Here is a 22,642-nt window from a genome sequence, read left to right as displayed (position 1 = left end):
GCGGGGGTATCTGAGGCATGGATGCCGAAGTTAAGCCTACATGGAGGTATTTACGGCGCCCCCGCAGGAGCGGCCCTGCCATCCGTCGCGGGTTCAAGGCTATAAAGCCAGTTTTAGCTCCAAGGCGTGAGTCACTGCTGCACAATCAGCCAGCGTACCTGATGGGGTTGAAGCGTTTTCAGGTCAGAGCTCGGTTTTATTTCCAGCAGGTCGGTGGGGTTTCCGCCGGTCAGTAGTGAGTCGATCAGTGACTGATCGAGGCTTTGTTCGAAGTCGGCGAAATTCGCCAGCACCAACAGGGTTTCTGCATCCCGTGTTCGGGTAAAGCCGAACACATGGGGGTTGCCCGTTTCGATGATATGGGTGTGGGCTTCACCGAGTAAGGGGGTCGCCTTTCGAATGGCGACTAGCCGTTGCAGGCCGGCGTAAACCTGGCCATTGGGCGTGTCGGGTTGGTGTCGCAGCTCCAGATCGGCGTCTTTTACGGCCACCCGGTTCACCCAGCGGCTGTCGTTCAGTTTGTTGACGTCTTGTTGATAGCTGTAGTCGTTGAGCAGCCCAAGCTCATCCCCCAGATACAACAACGGCACACCGCCAATGCTGAGAATCAAGGCGTGCATCAGCATGATGCGGTTGATCGAACGCCGTACTTCCTCGGCATCCTGATCGTTCAGAGCCTGTTCAAGGCCGGCGAGTGACGCCAGTTGCCCGGCCACGCGGCAATCGCCGGTGGTTTTGTTTTCCTGAAAGGGAACGCCCCGGGCGAAACTGCCGGGGAACTGGCCAGTGTAGAACTGGTTCAGGAAACGGCGGTGGTGATCCGGGTCGGTGCCCAGACTCCAGGCGATGGTGTCGTCGAAGGTCCAGCCGATGTCATCGTGGCCGCGAATGTAGTTGACCCAGGCGGTGTCGGGCGGGATCGGGAAGCGCGCCTGCAGGCTGCGCGTCATCAGGGTGACGTCGCGCGTGGCCAGGGTGTTCCAGAGCATGGCCATGGTCAGGGGGTTGTAGGAGAGCTGACATTCATCGGTGTTGATGTAGCGCACCACGTCATCCGGGTGGACGATGGCTTCGGATTTGAACAGCAACCCCGGAGCGGCAATGCGGGCCGCGGCATTGAACGCCTGAATCAGTGAGTGAGCCTGGGGCAGATTTTCGCAGGTCGTGCCGGCTTCCTTCCAGACGAAGGCGAGGGCATCGAAGCGCAGTACGTCGGCGCCAGCGTTCGCCAGAAACAGCAACTCGCCGAGCATGGCATTGAACACGGCCGGGTTTCGGTAGTTGAGGTCCCACTGAAAGCTGTTGAAAGTGGTCCAGATCCAGCGTTGCATGTCGTCGCGCCAGGTGAAGCAGCCCTGGCGAATCTCCGGGAAAATCTCGCGCAGGTAGGGCTCGTAAGGGGCCATCTGGCTGCGGTGGTCGAAGCAGAAATAGTAATCGAGGTATTCTTGCTCGCCGTGCTGGGCTCTGACGGCCCAGTCGTGCTCATCGGAGGTATGGTTGAACACGAAATCGAGCACCATGACGATGCCTTCCTTGCGCAGGGCCGCGGCCAGGCGTTTCAGGTCGTTCATGGTGCCCAGCGCTGGGTTTACCTGGCGATAGTCGGACACCGCATAGCCGCCATCGCTATTGGCCTCAGGCGCTTTGAACAGCGGCATCAGGTGCAGGTAGGTGAGGCCCAGTTCTTTCAGGTAGGGAATCTGTTCGCGCAGGGCTTTAAGGTCACCGGCGAACAGGTCGACGTAGCAGGCTGCGCCGAGCATAGTCTCGCGCTTGAACCAGAGCGGATCGGCCTGGCGTTTTTTGTCCTGATTGCGCAATACAGAGGGTCGTTCCTGGTAGGCAATCAGCAGCGTTTCCAGGGTGTTTTCCAGATGATAGTAAAAGTCGTACTGGTCTCCGTATAAGGAGCGCAGTAGGGCGAATAAGCGGGGAAACTGAGTGTTCAGGTTCGCTTCAAAGGCCGCCCATTCCTTATCGCTGCTGGCTTTGGGTTTCAACCGGGGGAGCAGGCGTTCAAGGGTGATGCGGACGTCGTAATCGAGCGAGTGATCCATGGGGCGGCCTTCCAGCAAAAATGCAAAGTGAACGGGTGGCTATTCACTCAGTCTAACCAGCTTGGCGCTTAATGTTAACTTAATCGGTTAAGTTAGGGTGTTGTCAGGGTTTGGGGGCCTGCGCGGTGCTGGCCCGCACAATCAGTTGAGTGCTCAGCACTTGCTGATGAGGCACCTGTTTCTTGCGCAGTACATCGAGTAATAGCCGCATGGCACAGCGGCCAATCTCGTCTCTGGGCTGGCTGACGGTTGTCAGTTCCGGCTGGCAGTATTCGCTGAGGCCAATGTTATCGAAGCCGATGACCGAAAGGTCTTCTGGCACCCGAACCGAGGCGTCTCGTGCGGCTTTCATCAGGCCAATGGCCATTTCGTCACTGTGGCAGAAAATCGCGCTGGGTCGTGCTTCGGGTGGCAGGGCCAGCAACAGCTGACCTTGCTGATAACCGGAAAGGAATCCGAAATCGCCCTCGACGATCCAGCCCGGGTTAACGGCCAGCTGCTGGCGCGCCATTTCCGACTGGTAGCCTTTCACTCGATCGATGCAGATAGGGTTCTGCATCGGGCCGGTTATGGTGGCAATGCGCCGGTGCCCGAGCGATGAAAGATACTCGACGGCCCGGGCGGCGGCCAGGGGGTTATCGATGCGCACCGTGGGCAGGGCGAGGTGATCAAAGTATTCACAGGCCATGACTAAGGGTATCTGGCTGCCACGGGCCTGCTGGGTAACCAACGACAGCGGAATTTCAGCGGTCAGCAGAATAATGCCATCGGCCTGATTGGTGGGCAGTAAATCGAAGTAGGCCTTGGCTCGGCCAGTATCGTGTTCGCAGTCGCCAAGCAACACCCGGTAACCTTCACGGTGGGCCACGTCTTCGAGGCCCGCAATAATCTCCGAAAAAAACGGGTTGGCGATATCGGGCAGTAACACCACGATGGTGCGCGATTCACTGCGGCGCAGATTGCGCGCGGCGAGATTCGGAGAATAACCCACTTTCGCGATGGCGCTGGCCACTCGCTTACGCGTGGCCTCGGTCACTTTTTCCGGGTTGGCAAGCGCCCGCGATACAGTGGCGGTAGAGCAGCCGGCGGCCAGGGCAACGTCTTTAATGGTGGGCATGGTACGCATCTGCAACGTGAACAAGGGCGATGTTACCACACCGATACCAAGCAGGATAAACCGTCCCGGATTTGAGCGTTTGCTGTTCAGGATTCTGAGAAGAGATGTAATGCATTACATCCAGTAACAGATTTTTCTGCATAAAGTGATAGCCCGCCATGGCGCATTTCCTGCCGAATATAAGCCACTTTGCATGGTTTCTCAAAATAAACTGAAGGTGAAGGTGTTGACCTCGCCAAATCTCTCTGCTTGAATGTAATGGATTACATTACACAAAAACAAAAATGCAAGGTGTCTGTATATGAAGACGATCAAAGGGCCTGCGCTCTTTCTGGCGCAATACGCCAGTGACCAAGCTCCGTTCAACAGCCTCGACAGCATTGCCCGCTGGGCCTCCGGTTTGGGGTTCAAGGGAGTGCAAATCCCCAGTGGCGACAAACGCCTCTTCGATCTGGAGCGTGCCGCCGAAGACCTCGATTACTGCCGTGAAGTAACCGCCTTGCTGGCCGGTTATGGCCTGGAAATCACAGAGCTCTCGACCCACCTGCAGGGCCAACTGGTCGCCGTGCATCCGGTGTACGATGACCTGTTTGATGGTTTTGCACCGGAGTCTCTGCGCAAGAACCCGGAAGCCAGGCAAGCCTGGGCTGTCGATCAACTGCTGCTTGCCGCCAAGGCCAGTAAAAACCTCGGGCTGACTGCTCACGCCACCTTTTCGGGCGCGCTGTTGTGGCCTTTCCTATACCCCTGGCCCCAGCGTCCGCCCGGCCTGGTGGAAACCGGCTTTGAAGAACTGGCCCGTCGCTGGAAGCCGATTCTCGATGCATTCGACGACGCCGGGGTCGACCTATGCTATGAAATTCACCCCGGTGAAGATCTGCACGATGGCGCCACCTTCGAGCGCTTCTTAATGGCCGTTGATCATCACCCTCGTTGCTGCATTCTGTTTGACCCGTCGCATTTCGTGTTGCAGCAGCTCGACTACCTGGCCTTTCTCGATCACTTCCGTGATCGGGTCAAAATGTTTCATGTTAAGGACGCGGAATTTAACCCGACGGCGTTGCAGGGCACTTACGGCGGTTATGAAGGCTGGGTCGACCGGGCCGGTCGCTTCCGCTCTCTGGGCGATGGTCAAGTCGATTTCAACGGCATTTTCTCGCGCCTGGCACAGTATGATTTTGAAGGCTGGGCCGTTATCGAATGGGAATGTGCGCTCAAACATCCGGAGCAGGGTGCCGAAGAAGGCGCTCGCTTTGTGGAAGACCACATTATTCGGGTGACCGACAAGGCGTTCGATGATTTCGCCGCCGCCGGTACCGATGAAGCCACTAACCGGGCGTTGCTCGGTCTCTGAGCCGCCTAGCCGATAAAGGATGTGTGTGATGACCCAATCAACTCCCCTGCGCCTGGCGATGATCGGCGGTGGCCCGGGTTCCATGATCGGTGCGGTGCACCGGTTTGCCGCCCGAATGGATAACCGGTTTGAGCTGGTCGCCGGCGTTTTCAGTACTCGGCCCGAGAGCAACCGGGAAACCGCCTCTCAACTGAGGCTGGACGCGAAGCGCTGCTACGACAGCTACGAGGCGTTAATTGCCGCTGAAACAGAACGGGACGATGGAGCCCGTGTAGTGGCGATTACCACACCGAATTATTTGCATTACCCAATTGCGCTGGCTTGCATTGAGGCGGGACTGGATGTGATTTGTGAAAAGCCGATGACGGTGACACTGGCCGAAGCTGAGCATTTGGCCGAACGCGTGGCTGCGCGTCAGGTACGCTTTGTGCTGATGCACAATTATTGCGGATACCCGCTGGTGCAGCATGCACGCGAGTGTGTTCAACGCGGTGAGCTGGGGCGCATTCGCAGCCTTCAGGTTGAGTATTTGCAGGAATGGCTGAGCGAGATCCCATCAGCCGATAACAAACAGGCTGACTGGCGCCTCGACCCGAAACGAGCCGGATCTGCTGGAGCTCTGGGGGATATCGGCACGCATGCCTTCCAACTGGCGTGCTTCATATCGGGATTAACGCCCGAGGCCGTCAGTGCCGAATTAACCTGTCAGGTGCCGGGGCGCGTCCTGGATGACAACGTTCAGGCATTGTTGCGCTTTGAAGGCGGGGCTACCGGTATGTTGTGGGCCAGTCAGACGGCACCGGGGTTTGAAAATGCCTTGCGCATTCGTGTGGTTGGTGAAAAGGCGTCACTGGAATGGGCGCAGGAGAATCCAAACGAACTCTGGTTCTCGCCCCTGAATCAGCCACGGCAACGTATAACACGCCGGGGTGACTGGTTCAGCGACACTACCGGAGCGAGTGTACGCGTACCACCAGGACACCCGGAAGGGTATCTCGAGGGCTTTGCCAATCTGTATCAGGCCCTGGCGGCTGATGTAGCCACCGCCTCGCAAGGTGGCTGGTTACCCGATGTCTCCACCGGTGTTGATGGCCTGAAATTCATCGCGGCCACGTTGCGTTCTGATCAGAGTAATGGTGTCTGGACACCGCTTAACGGTGGGCCCACCTCATGACGGAGCCGGTTATTCGATTGCATGGTTTGGGCAAATCCTTTGGCCCCAATGTGGTGTTGCAGGACATTAATCTGGATATTCATCCGGGTGAGATTATCGGCATTCTGGGTGAAAACGGTGCGGGTAAATCGACCCTGCTGAAATTGATCAGTGGTGTTTATCAACCCAGTACCGGCTCGCTGGAAATGGGTGGCAAACAGTATCAAGAACTCGACCCCGTGACCTCGCGCCGGCTCGGCATCGCGATGATTCCGCAAGAATTTAATCTGGTGCCCACCCTGCGCGTTTACGAAAACGTTTTTCTCGGCCAGGAGGTGCGCAAACGCGGTTTTCTCGATCGCGCCACCATGCGCCAGAAGACCCGCGAGGTTATGGCCACTTTGCAATCAACGCTCGACCCGGAAGCGCCGATCAGCAGTCTCAGTGTGGCTGAAAAGCAAATGGTTGAAGTGGCGCGAGTGTTGGTCGATGACGCCCGCGTGGTGATTCTGGATGAACCGACCACGGTTTTGACCGACCCGGAAGTGAAGGTGTTGTTTGATGTCGTGCGCCGTTTGCAGGCTACCGGCGTTGCGGTGCTGTTTATTTCGCACAAGCTGAAAGAAGTGAAGGATCTGTGTCATACGGTGCTGATCCTGCGTGACGGGCAGGTGGTTGAACAATGCGCCACCAACGACCTGGATGAGGAAAGCATGGCCCGCAAAATGGTCGGCCGGGAATTGTCACAGGTGTTTCCTGAAAAACAGGGGCAGCAGGGCGAGGTTGCACTGGAGGTTCGCCAGCTCTCGCTTGACTCTGTGTTAAGCGATGTGAATTTCACGCTGCACCGCGGGCAGATTCTCGGCTTGTCCGGGCTGGTGGGGTCTGGGCGAACGGAGATTGCAGAAACCATTATGGGCCTGCGCCAGAAAACCTCGGGGCAGATTTTAATCAACGGAGAACCCTGCACGATTCAGTCACCGGAAGATGCGCATCGTCGCAACCTGGCCTATTTGTCGGAAGACCGGCAGGGCAAAGGCCTGGTGATGAGTTTTAATCTGATAGAAAACATCACGCTGCTGAGCCTGAAGCGTTACATCAAGGGGCTGATTCGACATCGGGCCGAGCGTCGCCAGGCAGAGCATTACCAGCAGGCGTTAAGCATTCGCACTGCCAGCCTGACAACCGAAGTTGGGCTGCTCAGTGGCGGCAATCAGCAAAAGGTCTATCTGGCCAAATTGCTGGATATTGAACCCGAGATACTGATTCTCGATGAACCCACACGCGGCATTGATGTGGGTACCAAACACGAATTTTACCGGCTGATCCGAGGGCTTGCCAGCGAAGGCAAGGCGATTCTGGTGATCTCGTCGGAGCTGGAAGAAATCATTGGCTTGTGTGATCAGGTGTTGGTGGTGCGCGAAGGGCGTATTGTCGCCGACCTGCACGATGAACAGATAACTGAGGAAGACATCATGTTGTATGCAGCGGGCGCCCGGAGCGCGTCGGACGTTACTGAGGCAGGAGTGGCGTTGTCATGAACCAGGCAAGAACCCTGACCGATCGTTTCTCCAGCAGCGTCAACCGCCTCGGGCTGGATCTGACGATTCTCGCCCCGTTGATCGCACTGGTTGTGTTGCTGATTGCATCGTCACTGGCCAGTGAATATTTCCTCAATACTCGAAACCTGACCAATGTGATGCGTCAGGTTTCCTACACCGGCATCATCGCCATTGGGGTCACCTTTGTGATCATCGGCGGTGGCATTGATTTGTCCGTCGGGTCGATGGTGGCATTGGTGGGGGTGTTGTTGCTCTATGCGTTGAATGCAGTCACCGATCCGGTGATGGCGATTGTGGTTGGCATTCTGGTGGCACTCGGCAGCGGTGCGCTGTTCGGGGTGTTTAACGGTTTGCTGGTAACGCGGGGCAAAATCACAGCCTTTATTGCAACGCTGGCCACCATGTCCATTTTTCGCTCCGTAGCCTTGTATCTGACCGATGCCGGTGAAGTGGTGTCCCGCAATCCTCTCTTCCCGAATCTGGGTGGTGGCTATTGGCTGGGTGTGCCAATTCCGGTCTGGGCGTTTCTGATACTGGCTGTTGCGGCCCATATTCTCCTGTTCTACACCCGCTTTGGTCGTCACCTTTGTGCGGTTGGTGCCAATGCTCAGGTCGCTCGTTATTCGGGCATTCGGGTCAGAACCGTCATCCTCGGCAGTTTCACCATTGCCGGTGCCTGCGTGGGTTTGTCAGCGATCATGTTGTCGTCGCGTTTGAATTCAATCAGCCCGAGCGATGCCGGGGTGCTTTATGAACTGGATGCGATTGCCGCAGTGGTGATCGGCGGTACGGCGTTGTCGGGTGGCAAGGGCTCTATTTGGGGCACGGTCATTGGTGCGCTGATTCTGGGCATCATCAACAACATGCTGAACTTGCTGGGGGTATCACCCTATTTGCAAGGGCTGGTGAAGGGTTCGGTAATCCTGATTGCCGTGCTGGTGCAGTACAAACGTCAGCAGTAGGTCGGGGTTTAATGAAAACCATGGCCGGTTCGTCATCGGCCTTGTTCGGCGCAAGCCAGGTAGGCATCTCCCTGCAACAGAGGGGATGGAATAATAACAACCAGAGATGGGACGGAAATCATGACATTGAAAAAACTGTTAAAAACAGCGGCGGTCGCCACTGCATTATCGGTAACGCCTTTTGTTGCCTTCGGCGAAGACAGCTATCACATTGGGGTCAGCGTACCGTCGGCGGATCATGGCTGGACTGCCGGTCTGCTGTGGTGGGCGCGTCAGGCATCGGAAGATCTGTCGGCGAAATACCCGGACATTGAGTTCACCATTCTGGCGGCAAACTCGGGTACGGCTCAGGTGGGTGATGTGGAAGACTTGCGCGTGCGTCAGATCGATGCGCTGGTCATTCTGCCGCACAACCCGGCCACGCTGCAGCAGGTGATTGCCGAAACCTATCAGGATGGTATTTACACCGTTGTGGTTGACCGTGAACTGGAAACACCGACGCAGGATGTGTTCCTGGCCGGTGACAACCCGGGCATGGGTGAGCAGGCGGCAAAGTACATGGCTGAGGCGATGGACGGCGAAGGCAATGTGGTTGTGATCGAAGGGCCTTCTATTCCTATCAACAGTCAGCGCGTTAACGCCTTTAATGCAGAAATGGAGCGTCATCCGGGCATCACGATTCTGGATTCGCAGTCTGGTGAGTGGAACCCGCAAACGTCTTTGAACGTAATGGAAGATATGCTGGCGCGTCACCCGCACATTGATGCAGTCTGGGCCGGTGATGACGATGCGCTCAAGGGTGTGCTGACGGCGATTGAAGAATCCGGTCGTGATGACATCAAGATTCTGGTCGGCGGTGGTGGTTCCAAGGATGTCATCGGTATGATCCGTGACAACCACCCGATTGTGAAAGCAACGGTAACCTATCCGCCCAATATGATTGCATCCGGTATTGCACTGGCCGTACATGGCGTGCGCGGTGAGAAGATGGGTGACATGTACCACGGTGTACCATCACGCATGGTACTGGCAGCCGATCCAATCACGGCCGACAATGCGGATGAATTCTACGAGCCTGATGCGGCTTATTGATCAATCGTAGTTACGGAAAAAACCCGGCTAGTGATAGCCGGGTTTTTTTGTTTTCGGGGGCATAAGTTAGCTGCTCAGCACATATCCGGTTAGTAACTGAGTAACAGCGATCAAACTTTTCTGATGAGTTCGTTCGTAACCGTGGGTACTGTCTGTGCCAAAGCCAATCAGAGCAGTGGATGCATCGTAGCCTGCGGTTAATGTGGAGGAGCAGTCGCTGTGGTAGTGGCGGAAAACGTCTCGTACAAAATCAACCTGGTGTTCTGTGGCTATGTGGTCGAGTCGGTCGAGCAGTGAGCGGCTGTGGGGTCCGAGGGCGTCTTTGTACCCGAGAGTGGCGCAGTCTTCCCGGCTGGCCTGGTTGCTGGCTACCGGGGCGATGTCGACGCTGATTAATTCTTTGATGGAACGGGGCAGGGCGGTGCCTGCGCCCAGGCCAATTTCTTCAGCGTTGGTGAAGGCCAGTAACACCGGTTGTGCCGGCGTCAGGTTGTTTTCCTGCAGCATATGCAGCATTTCCAGAACACAGGCGATGCCGGCTTTGTTGTCGAGAAACCGGCTGATGAGGTAGCCGGAGTCGTCGAATTCCGGGGCCGGGTCAATGCTGACGATGTCGCCGGGTTGAACGCCGAGCGCGAGGGTTTCTTCCCGACTCGTGGTGGGCCGGTCGAGTCGGGCGCTCAGTTGTGACCAGGCTATGGGTTGGGTATCGACGGCTTCGTTCCAGGCATGGCCGGATGACAGTAGGGGTAACAGACTGGCACGGATCGGGCCCTGGCGGGTTTTTACGGTGACCCGGGCACCTTCTGCGAAACGGGCGGACCAGGTACCCAGCGGTGTGACTTCAAGCCGACCATCGTCGCGAATGAATTGCACCATGGCGCCCAGGGTGTCGAGGTGGGCGGCGATTGCGCGCTTGGGGTTGTCGCCCGATTGCGCCAGTACATTACCCCGGTGCGTTTGGCTGACTTGCCAGTCAAGGGGAGCCAGGCGCTCGCACATGGCTTGTTCCATAGCAGCTGTGTCGCCGGTGGGGCTGTCGATGCCTAGCAGTTGATCGAGGGTGGTCAACAGTCGTTTGATATTGACCGGGGGAAGGGTGCTCATGCCGGGGTCTCCCAGTTCAGCAGGGCGTGTTTGATAACCTGGGCTGCGGCGTCGGCGTCGGCGTCGGTGATTGCTTCGTCCGGGTGGTGGCTGAGGCCGTCGGTGCAGCGCACGAAGAGCATGCCAATGGGCATGCTGCGGGCCATGGCCAGGCCGTCGTGACCGGCGCCACTGAACAGGGTGTGAGGTTGCCAGCCGCAGGCGGTGATGGCGCTGTGCAATTGCTGTTGAATCACCGGGGAGCAGTCGACTTCCTGTTGCTCATAAACGAGCTGATGTGTCCACTGGCAAGCATGACTGTCGATGCGGTCATTCAATTGGGCAAGCAGTTGCTGGCGGGCGGTTTCACGAATTCGAGTGACTGGTGAACGCAGTTCAATGGTCAGATCAACACCGCTGGGGATGACATTGACAGCATTAGGCGTCACGTTCAGTTCGCCGACGACGCCGACCAGGTCTTCGGTGTTTTGGCACAGGTCGTTGACGGCGCGTACCACGTCGGTGGCTGCAAGCAGCGCATCCTGCCGCAGATGCATGGGAGTGGTGCCAGCGTGTCCGGCCTTTCCGGTGATGTGCACCTTGTGGCGTTCAATGCCGGTGATGGCCGAGACCACACCCACGGGCAGATCGAGCGATTCCAGAATCGGCCCCTGCTCGATGTGAACTTCAAGAAAACCGGCCAGTCCAGTTGGATCCCGTTTCAGGGTCGGTATCTGATCCGTATTGGCACCCAAACTGCGAAGCGCACTTTCCAGTGTCGTGCCGTCACGGTCAGTCGCATTGAGGATATCAGGGTTGAAGGTGCCGGCCAGCGCTGAGCTGCCAACCAGAGTGGATGAAAACCGGGCGCCTTCTTCGTCGCTGAAGGCGATCAGTTCAATGTTGACTGGCAGGGTTTCATTCTGATCATGAATGTCTTGCAACACGGCCAGCGGCAGCAGTATGCCGAGCATGCCGTCGTAGGCGCCGCCCTGGCGCACGGTGTCCTGGTGGGAGCCGATGATCAGGGTTTTGCGGCCTGGTTTGGGTTCGGTGCGGCCGACCAGATTGCCGGCGCCATCGAGCTCAGTGGTCAGACCGGCCTGCTTCATCCAGCCTTCAAGATCCGCCAGCAGCGCCTTGTGTTCCGGTGAACCCAGCAGCCGGGTGACGCCCGGCCCTGGTTCGGAATGGCGTGCCGCCTGATCAGACCAGGCCATGATGCGGTTGCCCAGAGACATTAACGAACCTCCTTGCGATTGACGTGCCCGGTTTTGGTGGGGTGAGCCAGGGTAGGTACCCCTGCCAGAAACTCCTGGAAGGGCTCGCTTTGGGTTTTGTGGTATAGGACCTTTAATTGCTCAATGCAGTCGCGTTCGGCCCAGTCAACGCGCAGATCGACCGGTGGTTTGTCGGGGTAATGAACTTTCAAGGCTGCGCTGTGTGTACCGCGAAAGTCACCGCCAATGCGTTCGCCTTCCATCATCGCCGCCAGCAGGCGATCGTGCAGTGGCGCGGCCGATAATTGCTGAAAGGCGCGTTTCATCGCCAGTACGATGTCGGTGCTGTTAAGCATGTTACCGGCGACGGCAAAATTCGGTTCGCACAGGTGCAACTTGGCATCGAGATTGTTTGAACCGGTGTGGCCGGCGGTGTTGCCCCAGCGATCGCAGACAATGAGTTGCCGCTGTGCCTGACCTTCATCGGCCTCTATCAGTTGGTCCCGGACCTGATCGGCCTTCAACCCCTCTTTCAGTAATGCCAGGCCCTGATCGCCATAAAGCCAGTTGGTGAAGGCTCCCTGGGTAGCGATGGCGCCCTGACCACAACGCACATGCGGCACAAAGCCGCCCACCGCGACACTGCCGGTGGCCGTGGCAACGCCGACCGCGCCGCTCGCTGGGTCTGTGGCGATGATGGAGTAGGTCATGCAGGTATCCGTTCAGGCTGTCGGCTTAATTTATCATCATAAAATTTATTGCGTCCACTAATTTATAGTGATAAATGTAATAGGACAGTCTGATTGACCCTGACCTTCCTGACTTGTGCAGGATGAGAAAAAGGGGCGCTGGCTGCACGCAATCACAATAAAAACAGAGGAGGCCCTGAACAATTCACGCGAGGCTCTGCGGGAGCCAAAACGTTCTGGCACAAGGCGCACTTCGCAGCGCAATGGCCGTAGCCCTTGTCAAGAAGTGCAACGCCGGGGCAGGGCGTTTTGGCCCCGCCCTTCGGGGCTTTCCGAGGAACCTTGCCACTTCGTTGGACTCATTTGAAAGGTCTGGACCTTCCGGCATGAGTCCGCCTCGCGGCAAGGTCCCTCGGATAAGCCAGAGCCCCGCGTGAATTATTCAGGGACTCCTCACAAACAGAGAGGCACTCAAGGTGAAACGCGTCGTCCAATCCCTGCTTTTCGGACTGGTTGTACTGACCAGCAGTCCACTATGGGCCGAAACGCCCCCCAACGTCCTGATTGTCGGTCAGATTGCCGAGCCACAATCTCTGGACCCTCACGCGGTTACCGCGGTTAACGATTTCCGCATTCTGGTGAATGTCTATGACGGGCTGGTGCGCTATGCCGACGGCACCCTGAACGTAGAGCCTTCGCTGGCGACAGATTGGACCATCAGTGACGATGGTCTGGAATACACCTTTAATCTGCGCGACGACGTGTCATTTCACGATGGCTCGCCCTTCAATGCAGAAGCCGTGGTGTTCAATTTCGAACGCATGCTGAACGAAGACCACCCCTACTACGACACCGGCCCCTTCCCGCTGGCGTTCTATTTCGGTCAGGTGGATACCGTTGAAGCAGTCAGTGAATATCAGGTTACATTTACGCTGACCGAGCCATTTGCTCCTTTTCTGTCGAACCTGGCGTACCCCACCGGTCTGATCATTTCTCCGCAAGCGGTGCGTGAACATGGCGAGGAAGTCGGGCGTAACCCGTCCGGTACCGGGGCTTTTCAGTTTGAAGAGTGGCAGGCCAATCAGCGCGTGGTGGTCACCCGCAATCCGGATTACTGGGACGGCGCGCCGTCACTGGAAGCCGTGGTCTTCCGGCCCATTACCGATGCCAATACCCGGGTGGCGGAAATGCTCTCCGGTGGTATCGATCTGATGGTTGAAGTGCCGCCCGATAACGTATCGACCTTTGTCGATGACGGCTCATTTGAGCTGTACGAACAGGCTGGTCCGCACCTGTGGTTTCTGATTCTCAACATGAAGGAAGCGCCTTTTAATAATAAGGCGATGCGCCAGGCCGTGAACTACGCCATCGACAAGGAATCGCTGGTGAACGATATTCTGCAGGGTACGGCCACGGTCGCCACCGGCCCAACACCGCCGGCTTTTGGCTGGGCGTACAACGATGATCTGGAGCCGTACCCCTACGATCCGGACCGCGCTCGCGAACTGATCGCCGAAGCCGGTGGTGAGGGCGCTGAAATAACCTTCTATGTCACCGAGGGCGGCTCGGGCATGCTCGACCCCATTTCCATGGGCACCGCCATTCAGGCCGATCTGGCTGCCGTAGGCCTGAATGTCAGCATCGAAACCTATGAGTGGAATACCTTCCTCGGCGAAGTAAACCCGGGGCTGGAAGGCAAGGCCGACATGGCCGAAATGGCCTGGATGACCAACGACCCGGACACTCTGCCGTTCCTGGCATTGCGCACCGAAGCCTTCCCGGAAAATGGGGGGTTCAACTCCGGCTACTACAGCAACCCTGAAGTGGACGAGCTGCTGAACCAGGCCCGTACCAGTACCGATCAGGATGAACGTGCGCGGCTGTACCGGGAAATGCAGGCCATTGTTTATGACGATGCACCCTGGGCCTTTATCGCCAACTGGCAGCAAAACGCCGTGGCGACCGACGCGGTCGAGAACTTTAAGTTACAACCCTCCTTCCTGTTGCAATTGCAGGATGTGAGCAAGCCGTAATTGAGCTGAGGTCGGCCTGTGTGCCGACCGAACCCTGTCGGCCGGTGCCATGAAGTGAAGCACTGGCCGGGGGTTTCTACTACCAACTCAATTTTCAGAGTTCGCACGATGCGAGCGTCGGATGCCGGTTGTGCCTCTGCAGGGTAGTCCGCAGCATGGATGCTGCGGCCTAGGCTCCATGGATGGATTCACGCCGACCCTGCAGAGGCACAACCGGTAGCCGACGCGGACCATAGCAACGAAACTTGAGTTACAGCAGGCAGGGTGTTTTATGCGCAGTCCTATCTGGCCATATATTGGTAAACGACTGGTAATGACCTTACCGGTTTTACTGGGCCTGACCCTCATCGTCTTTTTTATCATGGCGCTGATTCCGGGTGACCCCGCGACCGCTATTCTGGGGTCCTACGCCACGCCCGAAAACGTGGCCCGACTCAATGCCCAATTGGGTTTGGATAAGCCCCTGGTCAGTCAGTATGTCACCTGGCTGGGCAATCTGTTGCAGGGCGATCTCGGGCGTTCCTTTAACCAGAACCGTGAGGTACTGGACATTGTGAACGAACGGTTTGGGGCCACGTTGATTCTAGCCGGTACGGCCCTGGTGTTGTGTTCGATCATGGGGTTGCTGGTCGGCATTATTTCAGCTGTTAAACAGTACGGTTTCGCCGATAAAGTGCTGACGCTGATAGTACTGATCGGCATTTCCACGCCCGCCTTCTGGCTGGGTCTGCTGATGATCATGTTGTTCGCGGTTGAATGGCGGCTGTTGCCCGCCAGCGGCATGTACGCCGTTTATGGCGGAGGTGACTTGCCCGATCTGATCCGGCATCTGATTTTACCGGCCGGTACGCTGGCATTTATTGCCACCGGTGTGATTGCGCGACTGACTCGCGCCAGCATGCTGGAAGTACTGCGGCAGGATTACATTCGCACCGCCCGGGCTAAAGGTCTGGCTGAGCGACGGGTAATTTATCGACATGCCTTCAAGGCAGCCCTGGTCAGCATAGTGCCTGTCATCGGTATACAGGCGGGCTTTGTGCTGGGTGGTGCGGTTTACATCGAAACGGTTTTTCAATGGCCGGGCATCGGCAGCATGCTGGTGACGGCCATCTCCACACGCGATCTGTTGCTGGTGCAGGGCGGGGTGCTCGTTGTGGCGGCTGCCTATGTGTTTTTTAATCTGCTTGCTGACGTGGTGCAGGTACTGCTGGATCCGAGAGTGACCTCATGACAGTTGCCAATGTTTCCGGGTCTGGCGTGACCCGAAAATCGGGCCGGGCTGGGCCTTTTAAACTGCTGATGCGCAATCAGTTGGCGGGTTTTGGGTTGGTGGTACTCGCCGTTGTCTTGGTGTTGGTTGCGGTAACACCCTGGTTACCGCTGGCCGACCCGAATATTACCGACCCGGCACAACGGTTATTGCCGCCTTTTACACCGGGTAATTGGCTGGGTACCGATCAGCTCGGTCGCGATATGTTGTCGCGCCTGCTCTGGGGTACCCGGGTCTCCCTGGCGGTGGGCATTGTCGCGACGCTGGTGGCAGCAACGCTCGGTTCAACCATTGGGATACTGGCCGGGTATTTTGGCGGCCGGGTTGATGGCACGCTGATGCGCGGCATCGACATGCTAATGGCCTTTCCCTACATCCTGCTGGCACTGGCTATCGTTGCGGTGCTCGGGCCCGGCTTGTTGAATGCGCTGTACGCCATTGCCATCGTTAATATTCCCTTTTTCGCCAGAAACGTTCGGGGTGTGGTGGTGACATTGCGCAACCGGGAATTCGTAGATGCGGCCCGCTTATCGGGCAAGGGCGATGCGTTGATTGTGCTGACCGAAGTCTTGCCTAATGTGCTGCCGGTGATTGTGATCACCATGTCGACCACCGTTGGCTGGATGATTCTGGAAACTGCGGGCCTTTCGTTTCTGGGGTTGGGTGCTCAACCACCCACCGCCGATCTGGGCTCCATTCTTGGTGAAGGTCGGCGGCTGATTATCAATGCCCCCCATGTAGCAACCTTGCCCGGTCTGGTGATCTTTATTCTGGTGATGAGCATTAACCTGCTCGGTGACGGCGTGCGCGATGCGCTCGACCCGCGCTTGAAAGCCGGCGCCCTGATGCGCCCGGCAGCCAGAACCCGGGTTGCCAGTGCGGCCAGAAAAGCACCGGCTCAGGCGCAACAGGGGCTACTGGACGTGGTTGAATTGCGTACCGAGTTTCACATTGGTTCCGAAGTGCACCGGGCGGTTAACGGGCCCAGTTTTTCCATCGCGCCCGGCGAATGCCTGGGTATCATCGGTGAATCGGGTTCCGGCAAGTCGGTCACGGCGATGTCGTTGCTGGGACTGGTGGCATCGCCGCCGGGCACCATTATGGATGGCCAGGTGAATTATCGGGATGAAAATCTGCTGGCGGTTGACGATAACCGGTTGCGCACCCTGCGCGGCGGTGAATTGGCCTATATCTTTCAGGACCCGCTGTCGACCCTGCACCCGCTGTTTTCAATTGGTGATCAGTTGGTGGAAGCACTGAGAGCGCACCAGCCGTTGAGCCATCAGGCTGCCTGGCAAAAAGCTGTGGCCCTGCTTGAACAGGTGCGCATACCCAATGCGAAGGCAAGGGCGAAGGTCTACCCGCATCAGCTGTCGGGCGGTATGCGCCAGCGGGTCAGCATTGCCATGGCACTGGCTAACGAACCGCAACTGATCATTGCCGACGAGCCGACCACCGCACTGGATGTCACCGTTCAAGCGCAGGTGCTGAAATTGTTGAATCAGCTTCGTCACGAACAAAACTCGAGCCTGATGTTCATTACTCATGACTTTGGCGTCGTGGCGGAACTGTGCGACCGGGTTGCGGTGATGTATGCCGGCGAACTGGTTGAGGTGGGCCCGGTCGCCGAGGTATTGGCCCGGCCAGTTCATCCCTATACCCGGCGACTGATCGCCTGCGTTCCGGATGTGAACCGGGTTGCAGACCGGCTGACTGAAATACCCGGTTTGCCACCCAAGGTGAACGACTTGCCGGTCGGCTGTAAGTTTGCCGATCGCTGCGACCAGGTAACCGACGCCTGCCGGGCCGCCCCGGTTGAACTGGAGACATTGACCGACAGTCGGCAGGCACGCTGCATCTTTGCGCGGGAGGTTTTATGACAACGCAGACAAAGCTGGACGTCAGTGATCTGGTCAAACACTTTGGTGGCGGGCTGACGCTGTTGCGCAAGCGCCGGCCATCCGTGCAGGCGGTGCGGGGTATTTCGCTGAAGGTGGTGGCCGGTGAAATATTGGGTGTGGTTGGCGAATCCGGGTGTGGCAAGTCCACACTGGCCAAAATGCTGGTCGGGCTCGACCAGCCCAGCGAAGGCACTATTCAACTGGATGGCAAAGACCTGGTGGGCGCCAACGGCAAGGTGAACCTCAAGCAACACGCGCGTCGGGTTCAGTACATTTTTCAGGATCCTATTTCCTCCTTGAACCCGCGTAAAACCATTCGCGAGATCCTGTCGGCACCGCTGATCTATTTGCAGGGTTTGTCGGCAGAGGAACGCCAGAAACGCCTGGATGAACTGATGACGCAAGTGAATTTGCGTCCGGAATTTCTGGAACGCTACCCCCATGAGTTTTCCGGCGGTCAGGCTCAGCGCATTGGCGTGGCACGGGCACTGGCGGCTGAGGCGGACGTGCTGATACTGGATGAGCCGGTCTCTGCTCTGGATGTCTCGGTTCAGGCGCAAGTGCTGAACCTGTTCAAGGACTTGCGCGAATCGCTGCATCTGACCTATGTGTTTATCAGTCACGATCTCGGCGTGGTGCGAAATTTCTGCGACCGGGTCGCGGTCATGTACCTGGGGAGAGTGGTCGAAGAGGGACCGGTCGAGGCTATATTCAGTCAGCCACGCCACCCCTATACTCAGCGGTTGCTCGACAGTGTTCCCGGTCAGTCGGTGCGCAAGTTGCCAGCAGAGGACGATGCGGTTGAATTACCCGACCCGATGCATCCGCCGGCGGGATGCGCCTTCGCCGCGCGCTGCCCGGTGGCGACGGCCGAATGCCGGCAGTCTGATCCCGAGCTGGAGGCACTGGCGACTGGTCACCGGGTGGCGTGTTATCATCCGTTGTCTCCACCGGATGCGACGACTAATGACTAAACGTTCCGACCAGGTTGCCGATGCGTTAAAAGGGCTGATCGCAGAGCACCGGTTGAAGCCGGGCGACCGGCTGCCGCAGGAAAAAGACCTGATGGTGCAATTTGCCGCCAGTAAAGGCACCGTGCGCGAAGCGCTGAAGGCTCTCGATACTCAAGGGCTGATCGTCACCCGAACCGGCCCTGGCGGTGGCGCCTTCGTTGCCGACGTACCGCCAGACCGCGCGATGTCGCTGCTTGCCAACTACTTTTATTTTAAAGACATCACCATTCACGATATCTACCAACTGCGTGTTCATCTGGAACCGGAGCTTGCCGCTTCAGTTTGTGGTCGGTTGTCGAACGACGATTTTCAGCGTTTGCAGAACACCATGACCATCTACGATGCACCGCCTAAAAACCAGCAGGAAGAACACTCGCAGCGCTTGGCTGAACTGAGTTTTCATGAAGTGCTGGTCGATTTGTGCCCCAACCCCATTCTGAGTTTTACCTGTCATTTTTTACTGGGCTTGTTGAAAAACCTCCGACTTTGCCATGACATATATGACCTACCCAACCCGGAGCTCTGGGAAACCGGCCGGCATTTTCAGATGCAGCTGTTGGGTGCCCTTAAGCGCAAAGATGAGGAAGAGGTTCGTCGCGTTATGCGCGCGCATATGATTCGGGCGGAAAGCCTGATGCAAGCTCAGGAAACCATCGTCCTGGATGAGTTTTTGCCATCAAAACGACTGATTTGACAGGGCGTTAGCTGCCTCTCAACAACGCAGCCAACTGGTCGAACGGCATCGGGCGGTGCAGCAGGTAGCCTTGTAGGTAGGCGCAGCCCTGTGCCTGCAACCAGTCTGCCTGGGTTACTGTCTCAACGCCTTCGGCGACCACCGACATTCCCAACCCCCGCGCCAAACCAAGGATCGACAAGGTGATGGCTTTATCGTCCTGTTTGTCGGGCAGGCCCGAAACAAAAGAACGATCAATCTTCAGATGGGTAAACGGCAGGTGTTTGAGTCGAGACAGGGAAGAATAGCCGGTTCCGAAATCGTCAATCGACAGGCTGGCACCCATGTCGACCAGGGTAGTTAGATTGTCGAGAAGAGACTTGGTATCACTCTCAATGGCGTCTTCGGTAACTTCGAAATCCAGTGTCGAGGCCGGAAGCTGGGCGCGTTGTAACTGGTTGCGCACGGAACCGGCGAACTCAGGGTCGAGCAATTGCTCGGCTGATAAATTCAAACTGATGCCGGGAATCGATACACCCTGGTCACGCAGTGTCATTACGTCTTCCAGTACGGTTTCCAACATAGCCTGGCCCAGTTCTTTCATCAGGTTGGCGGAGCGCACGAGGTTCAGAAAACCATCGGGGCTGATCAGTCCCCGTTCCGGGTGTTGCCAGCGTACCAGAGCTTCAACACTGACGATCTTCTGACTAAACGCATCGACGATCGGCTGGTAATGGGCCACCAGTTCGCGCGAGGCGATGGCGTGGCGCATTTCAGCTTCGGCCTGGAATTGCTGGCGGGCTTGAATGGACAGATCGGCATTGAAAAACCGGGCCTGACCGCGCCCGCATTCCTTGGCCTGATACATAGCCGCTTCGGCTTGTTTGAGCAGACTCTGAGGGTCTTTGCTGTCGGCCGGGTAGAGGCTGATGCCTATGGATACGGTAGTCGCGACGTCGACTTCCGTCATCGACAGGGGTTGTGACAACAACGCCTGAATCTGGTCGGCTACCTGACGCAGCGCCTCCGGTTCTGTTGTGTGGCGCAGCAACAGTAGAAATTCATCGCCACCACTGCGGGCCACCTTTTCCTTGCCACGGATGCGCAAAGACTGAAGCCGACTGGCTGTTTCTTGAATCAGATGGTTGCCAATGGTCTCTCCCATACCGTCATTGATGCTTTTGATTCGGTCGATGTCGATCCAGAATACGGCCATTGACGGTGTGGTCTTTTCAGTTTTGCACAGATACTCCAGGTGCTTGCGAAAGGCGCGCAGATTAGGCAGGCCCGTCAGTTCATCGTAGTGGCTGATAAAATCGAGGGCTTGCTGGGAGGCATGCCAGGCTTCGTAGGAGTTGATAAGGCTAATGGTGTCGGCTACCACCGTAACGATTGAAATTTCGGGCAGTGTCCAGGCGCGATGACTGGTCGCTTCCAGACAAATAACACCGCTGAGATTGCTGCCATCGAACACCGGCGCATCCAGAATGGACTTAATGCCCAGCGGCTGCAGGTAGGAATGGTTGAATTGCCGGGTTCGGGGGTCGGTGGGGGCATGGCGGGCGTCGATGACTTCCGCCGTCAGCATGGCCTCGAAATAGCGCGGGTTTTGTTCGCGGCTCAGGGTGGTGGTGTCGGTAAAGATGCCGTCGCTGAGTGTATTCAGGCACTCGAGATTAATGGCGTCGCCGCTGTCGGTCAGTTTCCACACGCTGACGCGTTCTACGCGCAGCAGACGGCCGCACAGATCCAGCAAAGCCGACATCTTTTCAATACGGGAACTCTGGATGAAAGCCGAGTCATGGCTGAGTGACATCAGAGCTCGGTGGTATTCAATGAACTCTTCATTTTGATTCATTACGGAGACTGTACTGCCCGGGTCCGTTGTGCAAGGGGGTATCATCCGGATACGCCCCGGTCACGGGGTTAGAACCAACAGTGGTACAACCGGTACCGCTGCTTACAGGAGGCTGGCGAACAAGCGCCCTATGTTACAATTAAGCCGGTTAAGGATGGCAGCCTGCCGGGTGTTTGTCTAGCAACTGCTCGTTCCCACCCAACCGTTGTTCAAGCAACGCGCGAACCGGCAGAGCGACGCCAAGCCGCTGCGCCAGCAGGTAAAGCCCTGCGAGCTTTCTATGTAGAAACAGCGAAGCGACCGGAGGGCTGTGCCAGTAACCTTGCTTCATGCTTAGCTCAAGGCCCTGTTCGCGGAGTCGGGTTGCGATATCACTGCTGCCAAAGTCGTACTGGGTGACGCGAAGCGGTTCCGTGGCGATGATGAACAGATCCAGTACCGCTGCGGCCTGGGCGTCATCAATGCTCTCACTGAAGTAGCCGATTCGACGGGCAGCCTCGAACAGCGCCGTGCGGTCTGAATGCATGGCCCCCATAAAAAGCGCCTTGTAGCCGTCGATCATCTCAGGCTCATAGTCACGTACGGCGCCAAAGTCGAGCAGGGTAATAACCTGGCGTGCGTCATCGTATAAATAGTTGGCGTAGTTGGGGTCGGTTTGAACGCTGCCAAAATGGAACAGTTCCTCGAAGAAAAGCTCGAACAGGCGGCTCACCCAGCGTTTCCGGGTGGCGTGGTCAGCCTGTTCCAACCGCTCCAGTGGCTCACCTTGTGCGTAGCTCATGGCCAGCACCGTCGGGCCACTCAAGTCGGTATGTACCTCCGGCACAGCCCACTCAGTGCGGCCTGTCAGGCGGTCGCTGAACCGTTGCATCGAGCGGGCCTCCAGCTGATAGTCCGTTTCTGCATGAAGCTGGGCTTTGGCATCGGTCAGCAAGGGAGCCAGATCCAGTGAATCAGGCAGCAAGCGGGACCAGCGCAGCAGGGTGGCCACGTTGTCGATGTCGCTGTCGATGCTGCGGCGGACGCCGGGGTACTGCACCTTGATGGCCAGCGTTTCACCCGTGCGTAATACGGCTTTATGCACCTGGCCGATGGATGCTGCGGCGATAGGCTGGTAGCTGAATTGACTGAACTGGTTGATCCAGTCGTTACCCCAGGCGTCGGCCAGCACCGGTTCGAGCTGCGACAGTGGCAGGGCATCGGCGTCCGATCGCAGTCGGTTCAGCAGAGCAGACAGCTCTGCTGGCATTAAATGCCCGGCATCCATGGACACCAGCTGGCCGACCTTCATCGCAGCGCCTCGCATTTGCGACAGCCGGTCGGAGACCCGTTCCAGATTAGCGGGCGTCAATGCCAGCTCCCGGGCGCTGAACCCTTCACCGTTCGACCAGCGTTTCACCCCCTCACTGAGCATGCCACCGGCAACACCGCCGGCCAAACGGCCCAATTGGCTGAACCGGCCCAGTCGGCTTTGGTGTAAACGACGATTTTTCGGTTGGCTCATGGAGAAGGCCCAATAACAGCGTGTATCAGGGTGTACGAAAGGATACCGGTTTTGGAGCAGTACAAACACTAACCCCGACAATCGGGTGATAAACC

17 protein-coding genes are annotated in these 22,642 nt (G+C 57.4%); 10 read left to right on the top strand and 7 right to left on the bottom strand.

Translation table 11 applies throughout. From position 1 onward, the window contains the following. Positions 1 to 131 precede the first annotated feature (131 nt). Both EP166_RS05165 and EP166_RS05160 read right to left on the bottom strand, forming a co-directional pair. On the bottom strand, positions 132 to 2,060 hold the full coding sequence (locus EP166_RS05165; protein ID WP_127555709.1) for an alpha-amylase family glycosyl hydrolase: 1,929 nt from the start codon (positions 2,058 to 2,060) through the stop codon (positions 132 to 134). Between the two features lie 103 nt (positions 2,061 to 2,163). Next, entirely contained in the window at positions 2,164 to 3,177 is a 1,014-nt protein-coding gene (locus tag EP166_RS05160) for a LacI family DNA-binding transcriptional regulator (RefSeq protein WP_127555708.1), read from the bottom strand. Positions 3,178 to 3,478: 301 nt separating this feature from the next. Between EP166_RS05160 and EP166_RS05155 the strand changes: the two genes are divergently transcribed. The 5 genes from EP166_RS05155 to EP166_RS05135 all read left to right on the top strand — a co-directional run bounded on the left by EP166_RS05155 (position 3,479) and on the right by EP166_RS05135 (position 9,300). After that, positions 3,479 to 4,531 carry a sugar phosphate isomerase/epimerase family protein gene (locus EP166_RS05155; protein ID WP_127555707.1) on the top strand — a complete coding sequence of 351 codons (1,053 nt, stop codon included), beginning with the start codon at positions 3,479 to 3,481 and terminating at the stop codon, positions 4,529 to 4,531. Between the two features lie 28 nt (positions 4,532 to 4,559). Further along, on the top strand, positions 4,560 to 5,705 hold the full coding sequence (locus tag EP166_RS05150) for a Gfo/Idh/MocA family protein (protein WP_127555706.1): 1,146 nt from the start codon (positions 4,560 to 4,562) through the stop codon (positions 5,703 to 5,705). Next, complete coding sequence (locus tag EP166_RS05145; RefSeq protein ID WP_127555705.1) at positions 5,702 to 7,225, top strand: sugar ABC transporter ATP-binding protein; 1,524 nt, start codon at positions 5,702 to 5,704, stop codon at positions 7,223 to 7,225. Before EP166_RS05150 ends, EP166_RS05145 begins: the two co-directional genes overlap by 4 nt. Beyond that, on the top strand, positions 7,222 to 8,208 hold the full coding sequence (locus EP166_RS05140) for an ABC transporter permease (RefSeq protein ID WP_127555704.1): 987 nt from the start codon (positions 7,222 to 7,224) through the stop codon (positions 8,206 to 8,208). Before EP166_RS05145 ends, EP166_RS05140 begins: the two co-directional genes overlap by 4 nt. Positions 8,209 to 8,328: 120 nt before the next feature. Further along, on the top strand, positions 8,329 to 9,300 hold the full coding sequence (locus tag EP166_RS05135; RefSeq protein ID WP_127555703.1) for a substrate-binding domain-containing protein: 972 nt from the start codon (positions 8,329 to 8,331) through the stop codon (positions 9,298 to 9,300). 66 nt (positions 9,301 to 9,366) lie between these two features. Here EP166_RS05135 and EP166_RS05130 read toward each other — a convergent pair whose 3' ends face one another. From EP166_RS05130 to EP166_RS05120, 3 genes are read right to left on the bottom strand one after another with little or no spacing between them, the layout of a single operon-like run. Beyond that, on the bottom strand, positions 9,367 to 10,407 hold the full coding sequence (locus EP166_RS05130) for a M20/M25/M40 family metallo-hydrolase (protein ID WP_127555702.1): 1,041 nt from the start codon (positions 10,405 to 10,407) through the stop codon (positions 9,367 to 9,369). Further along, positions 10,404 to 11,627: a M20 family metallo-hydrolase gene (locus EP166_RS05125; protein WP_127555701.1), complete on the bottom strand. Its 1,224-nt coding sequence runs from the start codon at positions 11,625 to 11,627 to the stop codon at positions 10,404 to 10,406. The genes EP166_RS05130 and EP166_RS05125 overlap by 4 nt, the downstream gene beginning before the upstream one ends. Then, positions 11,627 to 12,316 carry a DUF1028 domain-containing protein gene (locus EP166_RS05120; RefSeq protein WP_127555700.1) on the bottom strand — a complete coding sequence of 230 codons (690 nt, stop codon included), beginning with the start codon at positions 12,314 to 12,316 and terminating at the stop codon, positions 11,627 to 11,629. The genes EP166_RS05125 and EP166_RS05120 overlap by 1 nt, the downstream gene beginning before the upstream one ends. Positions 12,317 to 12,771: 455 nt before the next feature. On the opposite strand from EP166_RS05120, the gene EP166_RS05115 reads away from it, so the two are divergent. The 5 genes from EP166_RS05115 to EP166_RS05095 all read left to right on the top strand — a co-directional run bounded on the left by EP166_RS05115 (position 12,772) and on the right by EP166_RS05095 (position 19,206). Then, complete coding sequence (locus EP166_RS05115) at positions 12,772 to 14,328, top strand: ABC transporter substrate-binding protein (RefSeq protein ID WP_127555699.1); 1,557 nt, start codon at positions 12,772 to 12,774, stop codon at positions 14,326 to 14,328. A gap of 271 nt (positions 14,329 to 14,599) precedes the next feature. Beyond that, positions 14,600 to 15,559, top strand: coding sequence for an ABC transporter permease (locus tag EP166_RS05110; protein WP_281276750.1), 960 nt, complete (start codon positions 14,600 to 14,602; stop codon positions 15,557 to 15,559). After that, a complete protein-coding gene (locus tag EP166_RS05105) occupies positions 15,556 to 17,478 on the top strand; it encodes a dipeptide/oligopeptide/nickel ABC transporter permease/ATP-binding protein (protein ID WP_127555698.1) in 1,923 nt (640 codons plus the stop codon). The genes EP166_RS05110 and EP166_RS05105 overlap by 4 nt, the downstream gene beginning before the upstream one ends. Next, positions 17,475 to 18,473: an ABC transporter ATP-binding protein gene (locus EP166_RS05100; RefSeq protein ID WP_127555697.1), complete on the top strand. Its 999-nt coding sequence runs from the start codon at positions 17,475 to 17,477 to the stop codon at positions 18,471 to 18,473. The genes EP166_RS05105 and EP166_RS05100 overlap by 4 nt, the downstream gene beginning before the upstream one ends. Beyond that, a complete protein-coding gene (locus EP166_RS05095) occupies positions 18,466 to 19,206 on the top strand; it encodes a FadR/GntR family transcriptional regulator (RefSeq protein ID WP_220432480.1) in 741 nt (246 codons plus the stop codon). The genes EP166_RS05100 and EP166_RS05095 overlap by 8 nt, the downstream gene beginning before the upstream one ends. Positions 19,207 to 19,213: 7 nt before the next feature. On the opposite strand, the gene EP166_RS05090 is transcribed toward EP166_RS05095, so the two are convergent. Continuing rightward, complete coding sequence (locus tag EP166_RS05090; protein ID WP_127555695.1) at positions 19,214 to 21,043, bottom strand: putative bifunctional diguanylate cyclase/phosphodiesterase; 1,830 nt, start codon at positions 21,041 to 21,043, stop codon at positions 19,214 to 19,216. A 148-nt stretch (positions 21,044 to 21,191) separates the two neighbouring features. Next, positions 21,192 to 22,547 (bottom strand): ABC1 kinase family protein, encoded by a 1,356-nt coding sequence (locus EP166_RS05085; RefSeq protein ID WP_127555694.1) that lies wholly within the window; start codon positions 22,545 to 22,547, stop codon positions 21,192 to 21,194. Positions 22,548 to 22,642 lie beyond the last annotated feature (95 nt).

The organism is Saccharospirillum alexandrii (genome assembly GCF_004000275.1).
Lineage (GTDB): Bacteria > Pseudomonadota > Gammaproteobacteria > Pseudomonadales > Natronospirillaceae > Saccharospirillum > Saccharospirillum alexandrii.
The sequence above is the reverse complement of the archived record's forward strand: the minus strand, read 5'-3'. Positions and strand labels throughout refer to the sequence as shown.